At 41.7% G+C, this 17,781-nt stretch carries 11 protein-coding genes; 9 read left to right on the top strand and 2 right to left on the bottom strand.

Annotated features, from left to right (window positions below; genetic code table 11):
• Positions 1-31: 31 nt before the first annotated feature.
• Positions 32-808, bottom strand: coding sequence for a tRNA cyclic N6-threonylcarbamoyladenosine(37) synthase TcdA (gene tcdA, locus AB2N10_RS10290; protein WP_369433806.1), 777 nt, complete (start codon positions 806-808; stop codon positions 32-34).
• A gap of 161 nt (positions 809-969) precedes the next feature.
• On the opposite strand from tcdA, the gene AB2N10_RS10285 reads away from it, so the two are divergent.
• The 4 genes from AB2N10_RS10285 (at position 970) to AB2N10_RS10270 (ending at position 5,966) form a co-directional block, all read left to right on the top strand.
• Entirely contained in the window at positions 970-2,241 is a 1,272-nt protein-coding gene (locus AB2N10_RS10285) for a TIGR03862 family flavoprotein (RefSeq protein ID WP_369433805.1), read from the top strand.
• Between the two features lie 59 nt (positions 2,242-2,300).
• Positions 2,301-2,618 carry a quaternary ammonium compound efflux SMR transporter SugE gene (sugE, locus tag AB2N10_RS10280; protein WP_354623715.1) on the top strand — a complete coding sequence of 106 codons (318 nt, stop codon included), beginning with the start codon at positions 2,301-2,303 and terminating at the stop codon, positions 2,616-2,618.
• Positions 2,619-3,017: 399 nt separating this feature from the next.
• Complete coding sequence (locus tag AB2N10_RS10275) at positions 3,018-5,120, top strand: alpha-amylase family glycosyl hydrolase (RefSeq protein ID WP_369433804.1); 2,103 nt, start codon at positions 3,018-3,020, stop codon at positions 5,118-5,120.
• Between the two features lie 234 nt (positions 5,121-5,354).
• Complete coding sequence (locus AB2N10_RS10270) at positions 5,355-5,966, top strand: MarC family protein (RefSeq protein ID WP_354623719.1); 612 nt, start codon at positions 5,355-5,357, stop codon at positions 5,964-5,966.
• Positions 5,967-6,024: 58 nt separating this feature from the next.
• Here AB2N10_RS10270 and ilvC read toward each other — a convergent pair whose 3' ends face one another.
• Positions 6,025-7,506: a ketol-acid reductoisomerase gene (gene ilvC, locus AB2N10_RS10265; protein WP_354623721.1), complete on the bottom strand. Its 1,482-nt coding sequence runs from the start codon at positions 7,504-7,506 to the stop codon at positions 6,025-6,027.
• A 214-nt stretch (positions 7,507-7,720) separates the two neighbouring features.
• On the opposite strand from ilvC, the gene sseA reads away from it, so the two are divergent.
• The 5 genes from sseA to AB2N10_RS10240 all read left to right on the top strand — a co-directional run bounded on the left by sseA (position 7,721) and on the right by AB2N10_RS10240 (position 17,712).
• The gene (gene sseA, locus AB2N10_RS10260; protein WP_354623723.1) at positions 7,721-8,575 is read left to right on the top strand and encodes a 3-mercaptopyruvate sulfurtransferase; all 855 of its coding nucleotides are present in this window, start codon (positions 7,721-7,723) and stop codon (positions 8,573-8,575) included.
• 3 nt (positions 8,576-8,578) lie between these two features.
• Positions 8,579-9,472: an HTH-type transcriptional activator IlvY gene (gene ilvY, locus AB2N10_RS10255; RefSeq protein ID WP_354623725.1), complete on the top strand. Its 894-nt coding sequence runs from the start codon at positions 8,579-8,581 to the stop codon at positions 9,470-9,472.
• Positions 9,473-10,047: 575 nt separating this feature from the next.
• Complete coding sequence (gene gltB, locus AB2N10_RS10250; RefSeq protein WP_369433803.1) at positions 10,048-14,565, top strand: glutamate synthase large subunit; 4,518 nt, start codon at positions 10,048-10,050, stop codon at positions 14,563-14,565.
• Positions 14,565-16,034 (top strand): glutamate synthase subunit beta, encoded by a 1,470-nt coding sequence (locus AB2N10_RS10245; protein ID WP_354623728.1) that lies wholly within the window; start codon positions 14,565-14,567, stop codon positions 16,032-16,034. The genes gltB and AB2N10_RS10245 overlap by 1 nt, the downstream gene beginning before the upstream one ends.
• 106 nt (positions 16,035-16,140) lie before the next feature.
• A complete protein-coding gene (locus tag AB2N10_RS10240) occupies positions 16,141-17,712 on the top strand; it encodes a Na+/H+ antiporter NhaC family protein (RefSeq protein WP_354623730.1) in 1,572 nt (523 codons plus the stop codon).
• Positions 17,713-17,781: the final 69 nt, after the last annotated feature.

Genomic DNA, 17,781 nt, shown 5'->3' with positions numbered 1-17,781 from the left:
ATGGGCGCTTTAATTTGTTAAAGCGCCTCGTTTATTTACTGGCTATTTTTTTCAGTATAAACGCGCTGCCAACAAAGGCAAAACTGCCCGTTACCATGGTAGATGCCCCGAAGCCACTGGCACAATCCATTTTCATGTTACCATCGGATTCCGATTTCTGATGACAAACTTCACCATTCATATCAGGGTAACTCAACTGCTCCGTGGAAAAAACACAATCAACGCGAAATTTCCGTTTGGGGTTTTTGCTAAAGTTAAAATGGCGGCGTAGCTCTGAACGCACTTTCGCGGCGAGCGGATCTTGAATCGTGCGGGATAAATCGGTAATTTGAATCTGTGTGGGATCTAATTGTCCACTGGCACCACCACAGGTAAGCAAGGGGTATTTATTACGTTTACAGTGGGCAATTAGTGCCACTTTTGCTGGGATGCTATCGATGGCGTCAAAGATATAATCAAATTCACTGGAGAGGTATTCAAAACAGTTCTGTTTGTCGATAAAATCATCGATTAAATTAAGTTTAATCTCGGGGTTAATTAACCGACAGCGAGCGGCCATCGCCTCAATTTTGGTTTCACCAATACTATTGGCGAGCGCATGTATTTGCCTATTGGTATTAGTGACGCAAATATCATCCATATCAATCAAAGTGAGTTGACCAATCCCAGAGCGAGCGAGGGCTTCAACAACCCATGAGCCAACGCCACCGATTCCGATTACACAAACGTGACTCTGTTGAAACTTATTGATAGCTTGTGTGCCGTATAAACGTTGAATGCCGCCAAAGCGATGGTGATAATTAGACATGCTGAACTCCAAAATTAAGCAGGCGCATTATACCTAATGTAGATAAAAATACGAGATATGCAGACGATTTCGTTTTGCTCTCATATTTTCAGTGAAACCAAGTATTGATTCATATACCCTATACCTCAATAGATGAGGATATATTTTAAGCGGGGCAGTCGGTGACGAAACAAAAAGTGGTTGTAGTAGTGGGAGCCGGACCTGCGGGGTTAATGGCTGCTGAAGTGATTAATGCCGCTGGTTATCAAGTACAAGTTTTTGATGCCAAACCAAGTGCCTGCCGTAAGTTTTTATTGGCTGGAGTCGGGGGCATGAATATCACTCATTCTGAGCCCTATGATGAATTTATTAAACGTTATTATGAAAAGTTGCAATGGTTGGATAAAGCGATTAGTGCCTTTGATGCACGCGCTCTGCGTCACTGGATAAAAGGGTTAGGGATTGATACCTTTGTCGGTAGTTCTGGACGTGTATTTCCGAGCGATATGAAAGCCGCTCCGCTGTTACGGAATTGGTTAAAACGATTACGGGAATCAGGCGTCACTTTCAACATGAATCATCGCCTCATTGATATTAAAGGTGAGCTATTATCTTTTCGCCATGCTGGTGATAGTGTCTCTGTGCATGCCGATGCCGTGGTGCTTGCGATGGGCGGAGCAAGTTGGCCAAAATTAGGTTCAGATGGAGCGTGGCAAAGTATGTTGTCTGCCGCCAATGTGCAGATACAACCATTACAGAGCGCTAATTGCGGTTTTTATAGTCAATGGAGCGACCATTTACAAAAAAATCATGCCGGTAGTCCGGTTAAGAATATCGCTTTTCGTTTTAAGACCCTAGCAGGCGAGGATATATATCGTAAGGGCGAATGTATTGTTAGCGAAGATGGTATGGAAGGCAGCTTGGTTTATGCTTTTTCGAAGCATTTGCGTGATGCGATAAATCACCATGGGGCAGCCCATTTGCAACTCGATTTATTACCCGATTTAAGTGAACAACAGATAGTTAAAAAATTGCAGCTTAAGCAGGGGAAAGACTCTTTTAGTAAATATTTAAAACGCTGCTTAGGCATCAGTGGGGTTAAAGCGGCCCTGTTATACGAGAGGTGCAGCAAGGATCAATTACAAGATGCGCAATCCTTAGCTGAGTCGATAAAAAAATTACCGATCACCTTTAATAAAGTAAAAAGTATTGAGCAAGCCATCTCAAGTGCTGGTGGTGTTTGCGAAAGCAGTGTTGACGGCTACTTTATGTTAACGCAATTGCCCGGCGTCTTCTGTGCTGGTGAGATGCTTGATTGGGAAGCGCCAACCGGAGGGTATCTTTTAACGGCCTGTTTTGCGACGGGACGGTTAGCTGGGATGGGGGTGTGTGAATATTTATCGTTAAATTCTCCTGCCGCATTTCTCTTTAGAGCGATAACGGTGTTGAAGTGAGGACGACCTCACCGCTCTATTTCATCGGGGGACGGCCCAAAACTAATCAAGAGGTATCTATGAGTTGGGTTATTTTATTTGTCGCTGGTCTTTTGGAAATTTGTTGGGCTATTGGGTTGAAGTACACCGATGGTTTTACGAAACTCTGGCCGAGTGTTGCGACGGTAGGTGCGTTAATTGCCAGTTTTCTATTGTTGGGTCTTGCTCTGAAAACATTGCCAGTTGGCACTGCCTATGCAATATGGGTGGGGATTGGTGCCCTTGGAACCGCTATTTTTGGGGTTATATTGTTCGATGAAGCCACTGACGCTTTAAAAATAGTGAGTTTGGGGTTGATTTGTGCGGGTATTGTTGGCCTTAAATTAGCGCATAGCTGAAAAATACTATCTCTGTGCACATGCATATTCGCTTTTGTGGTTGATATGCATGGCAATAGCTGTTTTCCCTTCGCTCGTTAAATCATTTCTACAACAAGCTAGGTAGTGCTATTTTTGCGTGCTTTAGTGGTTGCTTTAGCATGTTGTTTGTTGCGCTAATTATCAAAAATGTAAACGTAACCATTTGAATTTTAAGTGGTAAATTGTCGCTGGTTAATAGCTCATCGACGTTTAAATATGGACTATATTTTTTTTAGAAGTCAGGGTTTGATCACGGTATAGGTAAATGAAAGGCCTTGCTTCTGGTAAATCCATCTGCTCATATTGACAGGATTTTTCACCCCCATATACTCGTGAGAATTTTTTTATTTTTAATGGTTATATTCAGGGGAAGAAATAATGCAATTTGAAAAGTCTTTATTAGCACTGGCGTTAACAACCGTATTGACAGCCTGTGGTGGTGGTGGCGGTGGCGACACTCCCCCAACTCCTCCAACACCTGAATATCAGGCCTATGCATGTGATAGCACGCTATATGAAAAAGCTAATCAACTGCGTATCTATCAAGTGATGAGCGAATCCTTTGTTGATGGCAATGCCAATGCTGATTACAACATGGCTTATGGTAACAGTGAGCATAAAGGTGATATCCAAGGCGTGATTGACTCACTTGATTATATTGAGTCTCTGGGTATGAATGCTATCTGGATGACGCCGATATTCCAATCCGTTGAGTTATCAAGTCAGGATGAGTGGGCAGATCGTCTCGATGGTACTGGTTACTTTGCCTCTAACTATTTTGATGTGGATCCTAAATTTGGTACTAAAGCGGAATTGCAAACCTTAGTCAACGAAGCACATGCACGAGGTATATATGTGATCCTTGATGGTGTTTTTGGTCATTTCAAGACCAACGCCACTGATTACCCTTCACCGACAGGGCTGACCGTTTCGACTAATGGTCCAGGGCAAAGTGCAACTGGCCGACAAGCGGTCTATCCGAATGATTTAGCCTTTTTTAAAGAAGTGGCCAGTTACTGGATCACTGAGTTTGGTATTGATGGTTGGCGTTTAGATCAGGCCTATCAGGTACCTGTTGGTGCGTGGGGAGAACTACGTAAAACGGTTGAAGATGCGGCTAAGAGCGTGACCTATACAATGAAGGGCGAGACTGTTAATCCATTGGGGTATATGGTCGGGGAGATATGGAGTAGTGCCGGTGAGATTGCCAACAATGGTTATGGTAATACTGCGATGCCTGGTCTTTGCTCGAACTTCGATTTCCCAATGCGTTATAGCATTACACAAACCTTAGCTGTAGAAGAGAGTGGTGCGGGTGGGCGTGATGCGACTAACTTAGCTGCTGGTTACGCTACGCATATTGTTTATCCTGATTTTGCGGCGCCGAATGGCTTTTTAACTAATCACGATTTAGTCCGTTTTGGTGACTTATTACAGCGCGGTAATATTGCAGAGCCAGGTACAACGGAGTACTCACAACGTCATAAAGCGGCCTATGCGCTTTTAGCCGCCTATACTGGGCCTATCACCATGTATTACGGTGATGAGATTGGTGATGAAGTGGCTGGTTTTGCGGATCGTGTGGATTGTGCGAATGATAACGGTGCGAATGCGCGTGCCGGATTATGTGATGACCATGTTTCGCGTTCACCTGCTAAGATTGAAGGTATTGCCGCTGTTATCGGTGACACTCCATTCAGTGCTGATGCAGAGCAAAAATCGCTACGCGATTACATTACCGAAGTGATGAATCTTCGTGCAACTCAACCAGCGCTTTATAATGGTGTGCGTACACATCTTAATACAGATCAAGACGCTGTTGTTTATATTGACCATAAACAAGCTGGTAATGATGCGGTACTGTTTGTTTTGAATACGAGCAATAGTGACAAAACAGTGACATTTACTGCTGCTCAATCGGGTAGTGAGGGTGATTTGGTGGATTTGCAAACGGCAGAAGTCATCAAGTCTGTTAGCGATGAATATTCCGTGACATTAGCACCACTACAGGCTCGCTTTTTAGATATTGTCACTCCAAGTGCTGAAGGGCCAAATGTGGGGGATGGCGATAATCTAGTTGGAACGGGGCCATTGGCAGATTGTAATGCCGCCGATGAGGATGAAGTTGGACCTTTAGGTAAAGAGATGTGGATCCGTGGTACTTATACTCCCGATGGTTTCGATGCGACACCAGATAGTCATAAATTTAGCTACAAGGGAGATAATATCTATCAAGTAGTGGTTAATGAGAGTGTCCCTACTGCATTTTCATTTAAATTTGCAGCAGGTGATTGGAGTTCTGAGTTTGCCGTAGCCAATTCGGCTCCCGTTGTTATTGCCAGTGAACAAAACATGACTATAGCTTCAGGACCTGGTACCGAGTCAGCAATTACTATCCCTGTAGCTGGAGATTATGTTTATAGTTTCCGTATCAATGCGAATAATGATGGTGGTGAATTAATGGTCAGTAAGTGTAATTAAACAGCATTAATGTAAACAAGGAGGTTTAACCTCCTTGTTTTTTCTAGCCTTCCTAATATCTCCGTCCTCCTATTGATCAAACCTCCATGTTTTACTGTTAATCATTTCTATTGTTCAGCGTGTGAATTTTTTAAATAATAAAACTGTATATTCAAATCAAATAGCTATATCGTATTGCCGATTTCAGTAATCAATACGTTTTGAAATATTATTTATTGACAAGGATGGTGGCGAATGGAGACAACTTTTCCGATCTTCTCAACAGCAGTACTCATATTTTTTATTCTCGATCCCTTTGGTAATGTCCCTTTACTTTTAAGCATTCTAAAGAATATTGATAAGCAAAGGCATACTCAGATCATTGTGCGAGAAATGCTAATTGGCTTTTTAATTTTGGTTGTTTTCTTGTTTTTTGGCGAACAATTTTTAAGTCTATTCCATCTCGAAACACAGGCAATCACGATTGCAGGTGGGATTATATTTTTCGTGATCTCATTAAAGATGATTTTTCCAAGTCCGCATGGGGGAGATATGTTTGCCACTAAAGTTGGTGATGAGCCCTTGGTCGTCCCTATTGCATTGCCTATGATTGCTGGGCCTGCTGCGTTGGCGACATTATTAGTATTAGCAAAAACCAATGCTGACCATTCCGGTGCACTGTTTATTTCGCTGTTTTTGGCTTGGATTGCCTCTGCGGTAATAATGCTTTCGTCGACTAAACTCTACAAAATTTTAAAGGTGAAAGGCTTGACTGCATTAGAGCGTTTAATGGGGATGTTATTGTTAATTATGTCCGTACAAATGTTTATTAATGGTATTCGAGATCTGTTACCGACCTTTTCTTAATAGACAAAAAAGCCAAGGTAAATACCTTGGCTTGATGATGTGCTAGCGATTGGCTTTATTAAGATGCAGAAACAATCGTTTTCATATCTTTCATGTAACCACGTAGTTTCTTACCAATAATTTCTACTGGATGAGTACGGATAGCTTCATTAACTTCAATTAAACGCGCGTTATCTACAGAGTTAGATTTAACTTGTAGTGCTGAGCCTAAGAATTGTGGGCTCATCGCTTTAACGAAATCAGCAAGTAGTGGTTTAGCAGCATGGTCGAACAGGTAACAACCGTATTCAGCTGTATCAGAGATAACAACGTTCATTTCGTAAAGTTTCTTACGTGCAATGGTATTCGCAATTAACGGTGTTTCATGTAGTGACTCGTAGTATGCAGACTCATCGATAATGCCAGATGCAGTCATCGCTTCAAATGCAAGCTCAACACCCGCTTTGATCATCGCTACTAAGAAGATACCGTGGTCGTAGAACTCTTGCTCGCCAATCTCCATGTCGCCAGCTGGTTGTTTTTCAAAGCCTGTTTCAGCCGTTGCTGCGCGCCATTTAAGTAGGTTTACGTCATCGTTAGCCCAGTCTTCCATCATTGTTTTAGAGAATTCGCCTTCAATGATGTCATCCATGTGCTTGTTAAATAGTGGGCGTAGAATATCTTTAAGCTCTAAAGACATATCAAATGCTTTGATTTTAGCTGGGTTAGATAGACGATCCATCATGTTGGTGATGCCACCATATTTTAGACCTTCAGTAACTGTTTCCCAACCGTATTGGATTAATTTAGATGCGTAAGCTGGCTCTAAACCGTCCGCAACCATTTTTTCAAAGCCTAAGATTGCGCCAGTTTGTAACATACCACATAGGATAGTTTGCTCGCCCATTAGGTCTGATTTAACTTCTGCGATGAAAGAAGACATTAAGACACCAGCGCGGTCACCACCAGTTGCAGATGCATATGCTTTTGCCCATGCAAGACCTTGGCCCTGTGGATCATTTTCTGGATGAACCGCGATCAGTGTTGGTACACCGAAACCACGCTTGTATTCTTCACGTACTTCAGTACCTGGGCATTTTGGTGCGCACATGATAACAGTGATATCTTTACGCACTTGCATGCCTTCTTCAACGATATTGAAACCGTGTGAGTAAGCGAGTGTCGCACCGTCTTTCATCAGAGGCATAACCGCGCCAACTACAGCTGTATGCTGCTTGTCAGGTGTTAGGTTACATAGAAGATCGGCTTGTGGGATTAACTCTTCGTAAGTACCTACAGTGAAACCATTTTCCGTTGCATTTTTCCAAGATTGGCGTTTTTCTGCGATCGCTTCTGCACGTAATGTGTAAGAAACATCAAGGCCTGAGTCACGCATGTTTAAACCTTGGTTTAGACCTTGAGCACCACAACCGATGATCACTACTTTTTTACCTTTTAATGCTTCACAGCCGTCAGCAAATTCGCTGCGATCCATAAAACGACATTGACCTAGTTGGTTTAGTTTTTCACGTAGAGGAAGAGTATTAAAATAGTTAGCCATGTGGTGACACTCCAAAAATTGACAAATAAGGGACAATACGAGTCTAAAATCCTTTTTTAAGGTAGACTTTAATTTTCGACGCTAACTATAGCGCATAAGTGTTGTTGCGCAAAATGATATATTGGCAATGTTATGTTGCGAATTTTGCAATATAATAAGCACAGTTTAGATAAAAGTTTATAAGCCAATGTCATTGGCTTTGTAAGGAATAGATATGTCAGTATTAACATTACCGAGTCCATTGGTGACCGCTGAGTGGTTACAAGTGAATTTTCACTATCCAGAATTAATTATTTTAGATGCGAGTTGGTTTATGCCCAATACCAATCGCGATGGAAAATTAGAGTGGTTTGAGGCACGTATTCCCGGTGCTATCTATTTTGATTTTGATCGTGAAATTTGCGCTCATCATAGTGATTTACCCCACATGATGCCAAATGCAGCTGATTTTCAAACATCGGTACGTCATTTGGGCGTTAATCAAAATAGCATTATTGTTATTTACGATACGTTGGGTATTTTTTCTAGCCCGCGCGTTTGGTGGATGTTTAAAGTGATGGGATTCAATAACGTTGCGGTATTAGATGGCGGTTTGCCTGCATGGCAAAAGCGAGATTTAGCCATTGAAAACGGGCCGCAAAAAGATCCTATTACTGAAGGTGATTTTGTGGCTAATTATCAAAGCCATCTTATCTGTAATGCTGATGAAGTTTTGCAGGCTACAGAAGATGAAAAACAAGCGATCCTTGATGCCCGTTCTGCAAATCGTTTTTATGCAAAGGAAGCAGAGCCTCGAGCGGGAGTGCGTTCTGGACATATTCCCAATAGTAAGAATTTACCTGTGGCGGATATAATTAAAGATCAAAAGATGCAGGATGCCTATCAGTTAGCCTTAATATTTGAAGCAATAGCGCCTAAAAATAAGCGTGTTATTTTTAGTTGCGGTTCTGGGGTGACAGCCTGTATTCTTGCCCTTGCTGCCACTTTAGCCGGCTATCAAGATTTATCTGTTTACGATGGCTCATGGAGTGAATGGGGAAGTCGAGATGATTTACCGGTGGTAAGCTAAGTTGTGGATATACGTACCTTAGAGTTGTACCTGCATCTGGCGAACAGTTTGCACTTCACTAAAACGGCGCAAGAAAAACATGTTAGTCCATCAACCTTAACGCGTTCAATTCAGCGTATAGAGGAAGAAGTTGGTGAGCAGCTGTTACTGCGTGATAACCGTTCCGTCACCTTGACGGAAGCGGGATTGTTATTTAAGCAATATGCATTACAACAAGTCGAACAGTGGCAATTGATTAAACGGACGATTAAACAGAGCAATAGTGAGCTAGAAGGACAAATCAATATCTATTGCTCGGTCACTGCCGCTTATAGCCATTTACCCCCCATTTTAGAGCGTTTTCGCGTACTGCATCCGAAAGTCGAAATAAAATTAACAACGGGAGATAGTGCGGTCGCCGTTGATCATGTTCTTAAGGAGCAAGTTGATTTTGCTATTACTGCCTATCCTGAGCCCTTTCCTGCCCGTTTACACTTTATTAAATTGGCGGAAATTCCACTCTCTATCATAGGTCCAACTATTCCCTGTACCGTTACTCAACAAATAAAAAACAGTGAAATCGATTGGAAAAAAATACCTTTTATTTTACCTGAGCATGGTTCTGTACGACGACGATTTGATAATTGGTATCGCTTATTGAAAGTGGGAAAACCTTTCATTTACGGCAAAGTGGCAGGGCATGAAGCGTTGATCAGTATGGTTGCGCTTGGTTGCGGTGTCGGCATTGCCCCCGATGTCGTGATTGAAAACAGCCCTGTACGGGATCGCGTACAAAGTTTAACAACAAGGCATCGTCTGCAATCTTTTGATTTAGGTTTATGCTGTTATAAAACGCAAATTGAAAAACCTCTGATTAGTGCATTTATTAGCTGCGTTGCAGGCGAATTAAGTCATTAATTTTTAATCATTTAAAAGATAAAAACCGCTCTAAAATGAATTTATATTCACTTTTTCTGTATAAATATTATTGTTCTTTTAGTGGCTTTGTTGTTTAATTGTTAATCTTGAGTCTGGTTGTGGATATAGCTGAGCGCATAACTGTACCGATAAGATCCTGTTGTTTTTGCTTAACTCATTGTTATTTATCTGTTTTTGTTTTTTATTGGCGGTTTTGTAAAAGTTTATTTTAATTTTACAAAAAACTAACATTAAGAATTGTGTGTTAAAAATAAGAAAATTGGATTTTATGCGTTTGAAACGGTAGAATGCCTGCACAGTTACGTCTGCTTGGCTGCTATTAATAAGAAATAATGTATGAGCACTGCGCTTATAGGGATGTTTTGCGTGTTATTTCTTACTAGGGAAATTATTTAAAAGTGCGAATCAGTACGATAAAGTTAGTTTCCTTTACCAAAAAAGTAAAATTGAATTGCCTATTTTTTGTTTATTTAAATAGGTTATGTACAGCACTTTGAATATTAAAACTAAAAGGGTAAAGGTCACTTTACTGTTTTATCTTGAAGGACATGTTTATGACTAATAAAGAGCAAAACGCTCAAGGCCTTTATGTGCCAGAGATGGAGCATGATGCGTGTGGTATCGGCTTCGTCGCTCATTTAAAAAATAGAAAATCACATAAGATCGTGACGCAAGCATTAGATATGCTAGCACGTATGGAACATCGTGGTGGTCAAGGTTGCGATCCTTGTAGTGGTGATGGTGCTGGTATTCTTTTACAAAAACCACATGAGTTTTTAGTAACTGAAGCCCTTAATGTTGGGATTACGTTACCTCAGTTTGATCAATACGGTGTCGGTACGATTCTATTTCCAAAAAATGCTAACCAACGTCATGAATGTCGTGAAATATTAGCCCGAACTGCAGATAGTTTAGGGCTAGAAGTGTTAGGTTATCGTGTTCTTCCTACTGATAATTCAATGATCGGTGCTGATCCACTAAGTAGTGAGCCTCAATTTGAGCATATGTTTGTGACGGGTGGTATTGATATGCCTCCTGCAACACTTGAGCGTAAATTATTTATTTTACGTAACTATGCAACTCGAATCTGTTTACAAGCGGTGACAGGTATCGAAGACAATTTTTATATTAACACCTTTTCATACAAAACCATTGTTTATAAAGGTCAGTTAACCACTGAACAAGTTCCGCAATATTTCCTTGATTTGCAGAACCCAAGTATGGTCACGGCGTTAGCCTTGGTGCATTCTCGTTTCTCTACCAATACTTTCCCGCGTTGGCGCTTAGCGCAACCTTTCCGTTATATTGCACACAATGGTGAAATCAATACAGTTCGCGGTAATATCAACTGGATGAAAGCACGAGAAGCGTTACTTGAAGCTGAATTCTTCACCCGTTCCGAATTAAACATGTTAATGCCTATTTGTACTGAAGGTATGTCGGACTCTGCTAGTTTTGATATGGCATTAGAGCTACTTGTTCTTTCTGGTCGTAGTTTACCTCATGCATTAATGATGATGATCCCTGAAGCTTGGCAAGAAAACAAGAATATGGATCCAACTCGTCGTGCATTCTATCAGTATCATGCCAATTTAATGGAGCCTTGGGATGGCCCCGCTTCAGTTTGTTTCACCGATGGTGTGCAGGTTGGGGCGACACTTGACCGTAATGGTTTACGTCCTTCACGTTACTGTGTGACTAAAGATGACTTTCTGATCATGGCATCGGAAAGTGGTGTTGTTAATATTGAGCCAGAAAACATTAAATCACGCGGTCGTTTACAACCAGGGCGTATTTTTGTTGCTGACCTTGAGCAAGGCCGCATTATTTCAGATGATGAAGTTAAAGGCACGATTGCAGCAAGACAACCCTATGAAACATGGCTTGCTGATAACTTAGTTAAATTAGAGAAACAACCAGCGGCATTAGAGCGTAATTTACAACCTAAAGATGGTCATTTATTACGTCGTTTACAAGCGTTTGGTGTTAGCTCTGAAGAGATAAATGAAATCGTACTGCCGATGCTAGTTGATGGCAAAGAACCGCTTGGTGCGATGGGCGTAGATTGGCCTCTTGCGGTGCTTTCACATCAATCACAGCATCTGTCGCATTACTTTAAACAGCTTTTCGCACAAGTAACCAATCCACCTATCGATCCGATTCGTGAACGTATGGTTATGTCGCTTAATACCTACATAGGTAAAGATCAAAATCTATTATCTGAAACACCGGCGCACTGCCATAAAGTTGAATTAGAATCGCCAGTATTAAGCAATGCAGAATTACAAAAAATCAATGCCTTAGATGATAAACATTTACAGGCAAAAACATTAGAAACCTTATTCCCTGCAACGGGTGAGCCAGGGCGACTAGCGAAATCATTAGATCGTATCTGTCGCTATGCTGAAGATGCTATCCATGATGGCTACTCGATTATTATTCTATCGGATCGTAAGGCAAGCTCAGACCATGCTGCTATTCCTGCGATGCTAGTTACGGGCGCTGTTCATCACTATCTTATTAAGCGCGGTCTACGTGCGCTGTGTGACATTGTTGTCGAAACGGGTGATGTGCGTGAAACGCACCATTTTGCGACGGTCATAGGTTACGGTGCATCTGCGGTAAATGCGTATCTAATTGAAGAGATGATCGTTGATTTACAAGCGAAGAATCGTCTACCAAAAGATAAAAGTGTTGCTGAAATCTTTAAATCTTATAAATACGCAATCGATGCGGGTCTGTTGAAGATCTTCTCGAAAATGGGTATTTCAACGATTCAATCCTATCAAGGTGCGCAAATATTTGAAGCGCTAGGTGTTAGCAAAGCGGTTGTCGATAACTACTTTAAAGGCACCGTGACCCGTATTGGTGGTTTATCCATTGATGATATCGCCACTGAAATTTTAGTGCGTCATCGTTTTGCTTACCCATTACGTGAAGTGCCTGTATCTCGCCTAGACGTTGGTGGTGTTTACCAATGGAAGCAGCGTGGTGAAAAACATCTATTTAACCCAACAACTATCTCATTATTACAGCAGTCAACACGTAGTAAAAACTACCAGCAGTTTAAAGAGTATGCGGCGGCAGTTGATAACCAAGGTGAGAATGCGGCGACATTACGTAGTCAGTTTGATTTTGTTGCTAATGCAAGTGGTCCAATTCCGCTTGACCAAGTTGAATCAGCAGAAAACATTCTCAAACGTTTTGCGACGGGGGCAATGAGCTTTGGTTCTATTTCACACGAAGCACACTCAACGCTTGCTATCGCGATGAACCGTATTGGCGCAAAATCTAACTCCGGTGAAGGTGGTGAAGATCCAATTCGTTTCTTGCCAAAAGAGAATGGTGATTGGGAGCGCTCTGCGATTAAACAGGTGGCTTCTGGCCGTTTTGGTGTGACCTCGTACTATTTAACCAATGCAGCTGAAATACAAATTAAAATGGCACAGGGGGCTAAACCGGGTGAAGGTGGACAACTTCCAGGTCATAAAGTTGATGATTGGATTGGTCGCACGCGCCACTCAACTCCGGGTGTTGGTCTGATTTCACCGCCACCACATCATGATATTTACTCAATTGAAGATTTGGCTCAGCTAATTTTCGATTTGAAAAATGCCAACCGTAAAGGTCGTATTAACGTTAAATTGGTATCAGAAGCGGGTGTTGGTACGATTGCATCGGGTGTTGCTAAGGCAAAAGCGGATGTTATCTTAATTGCTGGATTTGACGGTGGTACGGGTGCTTCACCATTATCATCTATTCGTCATGCCGGTTTACCATGGGAATTAGGTTTATCTGAAGCACATCAAACATTGCTTAAAAATGGCCTGCGTAATCGCGTTGTTTTACAAGCAGATGGACAGATGAAAACACCACGCGACTTAACTATTGCAGCACTGCTTGGTGCTGAAGAGTGGGGCGTTGCAACTGCAGCTCTTGTCGTAGAAGGTTGTATTATGATGCGTAAGTGTCATTTAAATACCTGCCCAGTTGGTATTGCGACACAAAATAAAACATTACGTGAGCGTTTTGATGGCCGTGTAGAAGACGTTGTCACTTTCTTCTCTTACCTCGTTGAAGGTATGCGTGAAAATATGGCAATGCTAGGTTATGCAACAATCAATGAAATGATTGGTCAAACGCAAAATCTAAAAGTGCGTGATAATATTAGCAACTGGAAATACAAAAACTTAAATCTTAGCACTATCTTGTTTAAAGAAACGGCGAAAACTGAAGATGGTATGTATAACCAAATTGCGCAAAATCATAATTTGGAAGCCGTTTTAGACCGTCAATTAATTGCCTTAGCGAAACCTGCTCTGGAAAATGGTGAAGCCGTGTCGGGTGAGTTTGCTATCGTCAATACCGATCGCTCCTGTGGCACTATGCTCTCTAATGAGATTTCGAAAGTCTATAACGACCAAGGTTTACCAAAACCAATGCAAGTTAAATTCACCGGTTCTGCGGGACAATCCTTCGGCTGTTTCCTTGCTAAAGGGGTTGAGTTTACCGTTGAAGGTGATGCCAATGACTACTGGGGTAAAGGTTTATCTGGTGGTCAAATTGTGGTGTACCCTTACCGTAATTCAACGCTTGTTGCGAAAGACAATATCATTGTCGGTAACGTTTGCTTCTACGGTGCAACTTCTGGTGAATCCTACATCAACGGTGTAGCGGGTGAACGTTTCTGTGTGCGTAACTCTGGTGCTGAAGTAGTTGTGGAAGGTGTGGGCGATCACGGTTGTGAATATATGACTGGTGGTATTGCGATTATCCTTGGTGTAACTGGACGTAACTTTGCAGCAGGTATGAGTGGCGGTGTTGCTTACGTTTGGGATCAAGATGGAACATTTGCTAGTAAATGTAATATGGAACTGGTTGATTTAGATCCACTAGAGCAAGCAGATAAAGAGTTAATAATTGCAAAAGTAACGAAGCATTTAACGCTAACCGAGTCGAATGTTGCAGCAGCATTCCTAGATGATGTTGAAGCAAGCTTGGCGAAAATTGTTAAAGTTATGCCGCGTGATTATAAAGCGGTATTAGCGGCTCGAGCGGAAGGAGAAGCATAATGGGTAAACCTACAGGTTTTTTAGAATTAGGTCGTGAATTACCGGGCAAATTGCCAGTACAAGAGCGTCTAAAAAATAATAAAGAGTTCGTATTAAACGACGAGTTTGGTACAAAAATTAATGACCAAGCATCTCGCTGTATGGATTGTGGTGTACCGTTCTGCCATAGTGGCTGCCCTATTGGTAACATTATTCCTGAGTTTAATGATGCAGTGTATCGTGAAAGTTGGCTAGAAGCATGGGATATCCTAAGCTCCACAAATAATTTTCCAGAGTTTACTGGGCGTGTTTGCCCTGCACCTTGTGAATCATCCTGTGTGCTCGGCATTAATCAAGATCCGATTACCATCTGTAACATAGAGAAGACTATCGTAGAAAAAGCCTACGAGAAGGGCTATGTTAAGCCTAAAATCCCGACAGCTCGTACAGGTAAAACTGTCGCTATCATCGGTAGTGGCCCAGCAGGCCTTGCTGCTGCAGAGCAACTAAACAGTGCAGGCCATACGGTAACCGTTTATGAGCGTGATGAAAAAGTAGGTGGCCTATTACGTTTTGGTATCCCTGATTTTAAATTGGGTATGGACGTGATTGACCGTAAAATTGCGGTAATGGAAGCTGCTGGTATCAAAATGGTCGTTAATGCGCATATTGGTGTTGATTTCGATGCCAGAGAGCTGCGTAAACAGTTTGATGTTGTACTACTTACCGGTGGTTCAACGGTGCCGCGTGATCTGCCTATCCCGGGGCGTGATTTAAAAGGCGTCCATTTTGCCATGGAGTTTTTAGGGCAAAATAACCGTCGTGCAAATGCAATGGATCTTAAAACTGAAGAGATTCATGCTGCTGATGATCATGTAGTTGTGATCGGTGGTGGTGATACGGGCTCTGACTGTGTTGGTACCTCTAATCGTCATGGTGCAGCATCTGTTACGCAGGTGGAAATTATGCCAGTACCACCTGAGAAGCGCACAGTGAATATGCCATGGCCTTCATATCCAATGATTTTGAAAACATCAACGTCTCATGAGGAAGGGGTGGATCGTCATTGGTCAATCCTAACAAAAGAGTTCATCGGTGATGAAAATGGCCAGGTTAAAGAGCTTGTGATTGCTGATATTGAGTGGGAAGAGGCACAACCAGGTCAACGTCCTAACTTTAAAGAGATTGAAGGGAGCGTTCGTTCAATACCTTGTACTAAAGCATTCTTGGCAATGGGCTTTTTACACCCAGAACCAACGGGTGTGTTAGCTCAGTTAGCGATTGGACTTGATGAGCGCGGTAATGTTAAAACTAACGATTATCAGACGACTCAAGAAGGTATCTTTGCTGCTGGTGATATGCGCACAGGCCAGTCATTAATTGTGCGTTGTATTAACGAAGGTCGTGAAGCTTCTCGTGCCATTGATGCTTACTTAATGGGTAATACAAATTTAGAAGCAATTAATGATTCTTTAATGCTTATTGATTAGTGAATCAGTTTTAAGCTGTAATTATTTGTTTTTACAGTTTATTTTGTGCTAAGCCTCGATTTATAAAAAGAATCGGGGCTTTTCTTTTTTAAAGGTAAAAAAATAAATGACATTGATAGACTTTACTACATCACCGCTAGCTATTTTGCCAGCTCTTATTGCATTAGGCTTAGCCGTTATTACACGTAGGGTATTAGTATCATTAGGTGTAGGTATCGTTTTAGGTGCTTTGCTATTGGCAGATTTTTCATTAGCTAATGCCGGCACTTATTTATTCAATACCGTCAAAGGTGTGGTCATTGAAGAGGGAGGAATCAACAGCTGGAATATGAGTATTGTTGGCTTTTTACTCCTACTTGGCATGATGACCGCGTTATTAACGCTCTCAGGTGGTACTCGCGCTTTTGCTGATTGGGCGTTAGATCATATTAAAGATAAGCGTGGTGCTTCATTCTTGGCTGCATTTTTAGGGGTATTTATCTTTATCGATGATTATTTTAACAGTCTCGCCGTTGGCTCGATTTCTCGTCCGGTGACCGATAGATTTAATGTATCACGAGCAAAACTTGCTTATATACTTGATTCGACTGCCGCACCGATGTGTATTTTGATGCCTGTTTCAAGTTGGGGGGCATATATCATGACTATTATCAGTGGTATTTTAGTGGCTCATGGGATGACAGAATATTCACCATTGGGTGCTTATATCGCCCTCATTCCAATGAATTTTTATGCTGTTTTTACACTATTAATGGTGTTTGCAGTTATCTATTTTAAGCTTGATATTGGCCTGATGAAAGAGCATGAAATTGAAGCTGAAAAAAGTGGCGCTAAGCATGCTGGGGATAAAAATGCAGCTAATCTTCATGATGAGCTCGGTATTGCGGAAAGTGAAAAAGGTAAAGTAAGCGATCTCATCTATCCTATTTTAGCGTTGATTGCCGGCACCCTGTTTTTTATGCTCTATTCTGGTGGCCAATCTCTCGCCGAAAAAGAAATACCTTTACCATTTTCTGTGTTGGGCGCCTTTGAGAATACCGATGTCGGCTCTTCATTAATATATGGTGGTCTAGTTGGTTTACTCATTACCCTAACAACGACTTTTAAGCAGAAGTTGCCACTAAAAGAGATTGCTTTTGCGGCTTGGATTGGCGCTAAATCGATGTTTGGTGCGATTATTATTCTGTTCTTTGCTTGGTCGATTGGTGCAGTGATTGGCGATATGAAAACTGGTGCGTACTTATCAAGTCTTGTACAAGGGAATATTGGCCTACATTGGTTACCTGTTATTCTGTTTGTCTTGTCGGGCTTAATGGCATTTTCAACGGGCACATCATGGGGGACGTTTGGTATCATGCTGCCGATAGCTGGCGACTTAGCGGGGTCAACGGATTTAACCTTAATGCTACCGATGTTAAGTGCGGTATTAGCTGGCTCTGTTTTTGGTGATCACTGTTCACCGATCTCCGATACGACAATTTTGTCATCCACAGGGGCGCGTTGTCAGCATATTGATCACGTGGCGACGCAATTACCCTATGCGTTAGTAACGGCATTAATCTCTGCGCTTGGCTTTACTATTATCGGTTTTACGGGGTCAATTTTTTATTCACTAATGGCATGCTTTGCTATGTTTGCTGTGACTATTCTAGTAATGAAGGTTGTTGCCAAAAAATAGGTTTATTGCTATGCATAAAAAATCCCCTTAGCTAAGGGGATTTTTTATTTTAAAGCCACTATTTTTAAG

Source organism: Psychromonas sp. MME1, assembly GCF_041080865.1.
Lineage (GTDB): Bacteria > Pseudomonadota > Gammaproteobacteria > Enterobacterales > Psychromonadaceae > Psychromonas.
This window is presented reverse-complemented; position numbering and strand designations above follow the sequence as displayed.

Coding starts and splice junctions, on each gene's coding strand:
- AB2N10_RS10270 (WP_354623719.1), top strand. CDS start 5,355: ATGGAGACAACTTTTCCGATCTTCTCAACAGCAGTACTCATATTTTTT.
- AB2N10_RS10275 (WP_369433804.1), top strand. CDS start 3,018: ATGCAATTTGAAAAGTCTTTATTAGCACTGGCGTTAACAACCGTATTG.
- tcdA (WP_369433806.1), bottom strand. CDS start 808: ATGTCTAATTATCACCATCGCTTTGGCGGCATTCAACGTTTATACGGC.
- ilvC (WP_354623721.1), bottom strand. CDS start 7,506: ATGGCTAACTATTTTAATACTCTTCCTCTACGTGAAAAACTAAACCAA.
- AB2N10_RS10240 (WP_354623730.1), top strand. CDS start 16,141: ATGACATTGATAGACTTTACTACATCACCGCTAGCTATTTTGCCAGCT.
- AB2N10_RS10245 (WP_354623728.1), top strand. CDS start 14,565: ATGGGTAAACCTACAGGTTTTTTAGAATTAGGTCGTGAATTACCGGGC.
- gltB (WP_369433803.1), top strand. CDS start 10,048: ATGACTAATAAAGAGCAAAACGCTCAAGGCCTTTATGTGCCAGAGATG.
- sseA (WP_354623723.1), top strand. CDS start 7,721: ATGTCAGTATTAACATTACCGAGTCCATTGGTGACCGCTGAGTGGTTA.
- sugE (WP_354623715.1), top strand. CDS start 2,301: ATGAGTTGGGTTATTTTATTTGTCGCTGGTCTTTTGGAAATTTGTTGG.